The 6,622-nt window shown below is 42.0% G+C and carries 8 protein-coding genes and 1 pseudogene; 4 read left to right on the top strand and 5 right to left on the bottom strand.

Features of this window, described 5'->3' with window-relative positions; translation table 11 throughout:
- The coding region (locus tag LAY57_RS36750) for a transposase (protein ID WP_249071837.1) at window positions 1–111 on the top strand (111 nt) is incomplete at its 5' end.
- Between the two features lie 128 nt (window positions 112–239).
- On the opposite strand, the gene LAY57_RS34560 is transcribed toward LAY57_RS36750, so the two are convergent.
- Entirely contained in the window at window positions 240–653 is a 414-nt protein-coding gene (locus LAY57_RS34560; protein ID WP_249071836.1) for a hypothetical protein, read from the bottom strand.
- 96 nt (window positions 654–749) lie between these two features.
- Here LAY57_RS34560 and LAY57_RS34555 point away from each other — a divergent pair, with 96 nt between their 5' ends.
- Window positions 750–3,131, top strand: a complete 2,382-nt coding sequence (locus LAY57_RS34555; protein WP_249071834.1) for a DEAD/DEAH box helicase — start codon at window positions 750–752, stop codon at window positions 3,129–3,131.
- A gap of 19 nt (window positions 3,132–3,150) precedes the next feature.
- Here LAY57_RS34555 and LAY57_RS34550 read toward each other — a convergent pair whose 3' ends face one another.
- The gene (locus LAY57_RS34550) at window positions 3,151–3,486 is read right to left on the bottom strand and encodes a XisI protein (RefSeq protein ID WP_249071833.1); all 336 of its coding nucleotides are present in this window, start codon (window positions 3,484–3,486) and stop codon (window positions 3,151–3,153) included.
- Window positions 3,474–3,593: an element excision factor XisH family protein gene (locus LAY57_RS34545; RefSeq protein WP_249071831.1), complete on the bottom strand. Its 120-nt coding sequence runs from the start codon at window positions 3,591–3,593 to the stop codon at window positions 3,474–3,476. The genes LAY57_RS34550 and LAY57_RS34545 overlap by 13 nt, the downstream gene beginning before the upstream one ends.
- Window positions 3,594–3,736: 143 nt before the next feature.
- On the opposite strand from LAY57_RS34545, the pseudogene LAY57_RS34540 reads away from it, so the two are divergent.
- Window positions 3,737–5,236, top strand: a pseudogene (locus LAY57_RS34540) (IS5 family transposase).
- 39 nt (window positions 5,237–5,275) lie between these two features.
- Here LAY57_RS34540 and LAY57_RS34535 read toward each other — a convergent pair.
- Entirely contained in the window at window positions 5,276–5,578 is a 303-nt protein-coding gene (locus tag LAY57_RS34535) for an element excision factor XisH family protein (protein ID WP_338022548.1), read from the bottom strand.
- Window positions 5,579–6,030: 452 nt separating this feature from the next.
- Window positions 6,031–6,219 (bottom strand): hypothetical protein, encoded by a 189-nt coding sequence (locus LAY57_RS34530; protein WP_249071829.1) that lies wholly within the window; start codon window positions 6,217–6,219, stop codon window positions 6,031–6,033.
- Window positions 6,220–6,432: 213 nt separating this feature from the next.
- On the opposite strand from LAY57_RS34530, the gene LAY57_RS34525 reads away from it, so the two are divergent.
- On the top strand, window positions 6,433–6,622 hold a 190-nt coding region (locus tag LAY57_RS34525; RefSeq protein WP_249071828.1), incomplete at its 3' end, for a hypothetical protein.

Raw genomic sequence — 6,622 nt, 5'->3', positions numbered from 1 at the left:
AATAATAAATTAAAATTGTTAAAACGTTGTGGATTTGGATTTAGAAATTTTAATAATTTTGAAATACGGGCTTTACTCTTATGGCATTTTCATAACATTTTAGCACACTAAGTACGGAAGAACCAAAGAAGTGAGGATTTCTGGAACGCTGCCTGGAGGGGGAATAGATTCTGCGTCTTTACGGGTGGCTTCTATTGTGCCTTTTCTGGTAATGAAAGGGATGGCTCTTTATGACCGTCTTAAGGAAAAGGATTGGCCATCAACCAAGTACTCTCTTCACCTAGAGTACTCCGTTGTTCGGGCAGAGAAATGGCGATCGCGAACGACTTGTCGTCGCGCTTGCGCTTCGCATACCGCACTATGACTCCAGAACACTCCACAAACCTGATTACGCCATCTAGATATCTATCTAGACATGATTGGCTCAATGCCCCTTTCACCAAATCTGCGTCAGAACCGCTCAAAAGCCGCCTGACCAAATTGCGTATCTGATCGCTCCTTTCTCGGTTACATCCCATTTGGGACACAACGTTCCTGGCTTTCGATCGACAACCCAATCTCTTTATACGATAGGCCATTTGGGACACAACAGTAACCGGAGCGATCGGCCTCACAGATTGCTCTTTCTCTTCTTTATAGGCCAATTGGGACACTACAAATTTACTTCCCATTCTCACTACAACGCTACTTCTTTAATAATTTATTAAGGTAGATAAAACCAGTTTTTCTTTGATCGCCAACGACGCAAGGTGTTAAACCCACAACCACTGCAACAGGTGTACTACCAATTACGTCCTTACCAACTCGACCTGCTCAGCCAGGTCGAATCTTTATGGTCGCAAGGTAAACGGCGAGTTTTAATGGCTTTACCCACTGGTGCCGGAAAAACTGTCATTTTCAGCGCCATTACCCATAAATTCACTGCTAAGCAACTGCGAGTATTGGTCGTAGTCCACCGGGAAGAACTACTACTGCAAGCTCTTGAAAAACTCTGTGCCGTTACCGGAGAAAAAGTAGGTTTAATCAAAGCCGGATACCGAGAAGACCGCAGTCACCTTGTCCAAATTGCTTCGGTTCAATCCTTACTGCGACGTCAGCTACCAGAGGCTGACCTGCTGATTATCGACGAAGCTCACCACAGTGTCAGTCGCAGTTGGACGCGATTGTTAGAACATTACAAAGACAGTTACATCTTGGGAGTTACTGCCACTCCTGCCCGTATTGACGGACAGGGATTTAAGTTCCTCTATGATGAACTTGTTTGCGGCCCTGATGTGCGCTGGCTGATCGATCGCAATTATTTATGCTCTTTCAAGTTGTTTGCCGCCCCGCAACAAATCAAGATTAGACGCCCCAAAACTCTCACAGGCCGCGATTATACTCAAAAGGAATTAGTTGCTGCTGTTAACACTTCCTTAAGTTACGGCGATTTAATTTCTAGCTGGCGTAAGTTTGCGCCAGCTAGCAAGACGGTTGTTTTTGCTGTCAGTGTTGACCATTCTAAAGCGATCGCACTAGCTTACCGAGAAGCTGGTATCGCTGCGGAACATTTGGATGGGGATACGCCGCCGGAAGAACGCAAAGCCATTCTCGGTCGTTTCATCTCGGGTAAGACTCTCATTTTGTGCAACTGCGGTATTGTTTCGGAAGGGTTTGATGTTCCTTCTTTGGAAGCGGTACAAATTGTCCGTCCCACTAAATCTCTCATCCTTTGGTTGCAGATGGTGGGCAGAAGCCTCCGTCCCCATCCTGGTAAAGAAGCTGCGATTATTATCGACCATACGGAAAACTGGACTGTGTTTGGGGCTCCTGACCAGCCTTGGGAGTGGCGTTTAGACCCTGTTTCTCTTAAGGATAAACGGTGGAATGTTTGCTGTCCCGAATGCTGTCACGTCTTTAAGCCGCTGCCCCACGAACAAAAACCCTACAAGTATGAGTGGAGTCCCGGTCACGGCGAGTTTAAATTGTGGTGTAAGTACATTTGTCCTAACTGCTTGGACGAGATCGAGATGGAAAAGTGGTCTGGTGGGGAACCGCCGCCCCCCAGACAAGTTTATAATCATCCGGGTGTGGAGATGCGAGAAATTCCTACTGATTGCGATTGGCAATTTTTAGGGGAACTTTATCGGATTGTGGGTGCTTTTAGGCGCAAACGCTCGGGTTTACCAATTTTACCTAATTTAGCTAATTTTTTGGTGCAGCAATACCCTAATTTGGGTATTCCAGAATTGCGAGAATGTGCTTTATTTTATACTAAAGATTTTCAATGGGCGGTTGCTTGGGCTACTAAATATTACGATAATTTAGTGCAAGAGCAAAAGGAAGCAGCTGCCCAAAAAGCTCGTCAAGCACAGTTGGAACGCCTGAATCAAGAAGTGAGCAAAGCGTCTACTTGGGCAGAAATTTTTAATGCTATAAACTCTTACAGCCATATTTTTAATCCTCAAGAAGTTATTTCTAGGCTGCCTGTGGAGCAACAAGTACGTATTTCTCAACTGCGACAAGAAGAACGAAAGCGCTCAACTGTGGCTGCTGTAGTATCGTCACTTTCTTGGGATGCGGTAACACTTGCTCTCAAAAAAGGCGGATTTCTCTTGGCAGATATTTTAGATTTTCTTCCATTTAGCGAACAAGCTCGTTTGGTAGAGTTGGCTATTCCTAGTGATAGTAGAGCCAGAAGGTTTAGCGAAGATGAAGAAAATCAAGCATTACCTAGACAGAATTTTGGCTTTCGGTTTGAGAAGTTATATTATTGGCGATTAATTCAATTGAGTCAAAGTCATAAACCAATTTGGTTGTATTATAAACTTATTGAATACAACCCTCAACCAAGGTTTGAGGAATTAAGTGAATGCGCTCGCTTGCTAGGTTATAAGCGAGGATGGGTTTATCATAAATGGCGAGAACTATACCCGGATGATAAATATTTTGGTTCTCCAGATTTTTTCTCACGGACGTATTATTCTACATCTGTTGTTCCCCAGGTGGTTTCATCGAGTTATGAGGATTTAGATTCTGATGATTGTTACGGTTGGGATGCCCTTGATGATGAAGTTTATTCTTTTGAGTTGGAACGGGCTGAATCCGAACTTATTTGGTATCAGCAACAATTTGAGGATGCCAACTCTTAAAATCTACCTTTCCACATCTTTAACCGACTGCATAACCGCTAAATTGGCGTTTGAAAGAGGAATGAAAACCGAGGACGATATCTGAAGTATGTACGCCCATTTCAACCAGCCTTTCAGCAATAGAGTCTTCTGTACCGTTATATTGAATCCAAATTTTGCCATCTTGAATGTCAAAGTGCATGACTAGACCAAATACCCGCTTATCTCCTTGCCAACCTACATAAGCCAGTTGATAATGGTCGCGTTCGGAATCGAATATGAGTTCTGCTTTCACCGTATCACTGGTGGTAGCAATTTGGGTGTGTTCTGTCAAAATTTGCTTGACAAATTGGCGATACTGTTCTAATTTATCCATTGCTTAATCTCCTCCTGTTTAGGATCGTAAATTATCAGCTTGACTTGGTAACGTTTAAGAGCGCGTTGAATGAAGGGAAGCTGAAAAAAATCCTGATAGGTTTCCACAGGAATAGCTAGGGCTTGCTGAAGAAAAGCGAAAAGCTGACAGTGAAAGGATTATAGGGCTAGAGCAATCTAGTCAGAGGCAAGAAATAGGTGTAAAATAGCGCCAAAACCTTGCATCATTATTAAGGAGTGGGCCATAGACCATGTACCGACAAGTCGAGCCACCAACTACCCCACCGGCAGAATTTAAACTACCGTTTGAAGGAAAATTATCAGAAGATAACCGATGGGTAATCATGGCCAAACTCATACCCTGGACAGAGTTTGAAGCCGAATATGCAGCATTGTTTAACCCAGAAATGGGCGCACCAGCTAAAACATTTAGGATGGCACTAGGGGCATTAATCATCAAAGAAAAATTAGGAATAAGTGATATAGAAACAGTATAACAAATCAAAGAAAACCCTTATTTACAGTATTTTATCGGTCGGACAGAGTACAGCAATTCTGCCCCATTTGATGCGTCACTATTAGTTCACTTCCGACAAAGAATCACGGTGAACTTAGTCAACAAAGTGAATCAAGAGATGGTCAAGAAAATGCAGTCAACCACAGGGGAGCAATCCCCATCAAAAAAGCCAGAAGTCGCCGAAGGCATCGGGGAGCAAAAAAATCGAGGCAAGTTAATAGCTGATGCGACCTGTGTGCCCGCAGATATTACTTATCCTACGGACTTAAAAATCTTAAATCAAGCCAGAAAACAAACAGAAAAAATTATTGATATTTTGCATAAAAATCGCCAAGAGTCTTCAGATAGAAAACCCAGAACCTATAGAGAGATAGCGAAAAAAGACTACTTAGCAGTAGCGAAACAACGGCGACCATCACGAAAACAAAGCCGAAAAGCGATTAAAAAACAACTGCAATATATCAAAAGAAACTTAGGACATATCGACCAACTAATTGAAGCAGGTAGCCCCCTGTCCAGCTTAAATAAAAGCCAATATAAGAACTTATTAGTAGTCACTGAAGTCGAGCGTCAACAGCAATGGATGTTTGAAAATAAAAAACAGAGTATTGAAGACAGAATAGTGAGTATCACCCAACCACATATCCGTCCAATTGTGAGAGGGAAAGCGGGAACCCCCGTAGAATTTGGAGCAAAATTGTCAGCTAGTTGTGTAGATGGATATGTATTTCTCGACCGAATTAGTTGGCATAATTTTAACGAATCAGGAGACTTAAAAGCACAAGTAGAAGCATTTAAAGAATTTACAGGTTATTATCCAGAGTCGGTTCATGTAGACAAAATTTATCGAACCCGAGAGAATCGTGCTTGGTGTAAGGAAAGAGGGATTAGAATTAGTGGTCCGCCGTTAGGTAGACCGCCATTAAATGTGAGTCCAGAAACTCATAAGCAAGCTAGAGTTGATGAGAGGATTCGTAACTCTATTGAGGGAAAATTTGGTCAGGGAAAACGCAGATTTAGCCTCAATCGAGTCATGGCTAAACTTGCTAATACGGCTCTTACGGCAATTGCGATTACTTTTTTAGTGATCAATCTGTCTGCAATGCTCAGACAGCTTTTTTGTGCTTTTTTGTGTCAATTTCCCAAACCAACTCCTTTTTTGGATTCACTGATTGTCAAAACTTATCTATGGGGACGTATTGGACGAGAAAAAGTTATCTATCAGCCCGCTTGATTCCATCTTTAATTCTGATTAAAGCGATCGCAGACTTATTCAGCAAGCCCTAGCTAGGTAAACTATTCGCTCTGGCTCTTGCTCTTCAAGTGCTTGGCAATAGTTAAGATATTGCCCCAAGGCGGTATGAAACGCGCTAATATCTGAGTCCCCTATAAAGCTTTTAATTTCTACGGCAATTTTTTCTGTGTCCCGTTCTGCGGCAATTGTACTTTCTGCTGCTAAATCAATTTGTAATTTGACTGCTTCACTAATGCGAATAGTCAGAGGATCATGAGTAATATTCCATCCGCCTTTGAATAAGGCATTTTTAACCTGTTGATGGAAAACGTCTTTAGCCATTGTAGATGCTTTCAATAAAAAATAGTAAATATTCGACTATTCCTAAGTTTATCCTAAAACTTGCAACTTTTCTAGATAAAGCATTTTCAAATAATCTGTTAGTTTCGCTCCCTTTTGGATAAGATCGATCGCTTTTTTAACTACTGGATAAGTCAAAAGAATTTTTACTAAAAAAGAGAGGTGCGTTCGCATAGCGTTTGTGTAGGAGAATCGCAACGCTTGACAAATTTTACTATGTTGTTCATTATTAAAATAATGGGGTTATTTTAATTGTTTAAATGTTCAGTTTAAAACAATTATTCATTGATATAAAATATCATACTGCTCGCTCAGAGGGCAAGGGTTTTGCAGCCTGATTTGCGATCGCACGCATACTGGCTTCCATGCGCGATGCGATGGCCTTAGATTAGACTGGTTGGTAGCCCTTTTGACTACACCCGTATCGCAGTATGTCAGGAAGAGATCGGCAGCAACTCGAACTCGCCCACCTCTAGTCCCTCCCAGGTTCGGAACGAGCCAACGTCAATTTGGACTCGAATCCCTTGAAAACCAAATGCCTTTAGGTCTGGATTTACGTAAGCGGTAATAATTTCTGCTTTTCGCCTAGTGGTAACATCATCATTTAATATCAATGACTGCATTGTACTGTGTTCCAAAGTGAATTCTGTGTTACTCTGTTCTACAGTAGCAAACGCAGTAACTTACTGTAAATTACATTGTTAAAAATTTAAGCCATCGGTTCGCCTGACAAACTTCACCGATGGCTCTACACGGTCAAAATAGAAAATCCTGTAACCCTTATAGATACAACGATTGACTTTATTCCCGCATCTGTTGCAATTGATTCTTTGGGGGTGTCAGAACGGACACTTCGCCGCTACGTGAAAACTCTCAAGAAAAAGCTGAGATCCGATTTTGATTACAAACCGCGTCAGAAAGGCTACGCCTTTGAGACTTTTCAGGTTTTAGTTAAATTTTGTGAACTTCGCAGCACTGGCATGAGTCCAGAGCGTGCCGCTGAGTTTATCAGTGTACATGGCGTTT

Origin of the sequence: Argonema antarcticum A004/B2, from assembly GCF_023333585.1 — a bacterium.
GTDB lineage: Bacteria > Cyanobacteriota > Cyanobacteriia > Cyanobacteriales > Aerosakkonemataceae > Argonema > Argonema antarcticum.
This window is presented reverse-complemented; position numbering and strand designations above follow the sequence as displayed.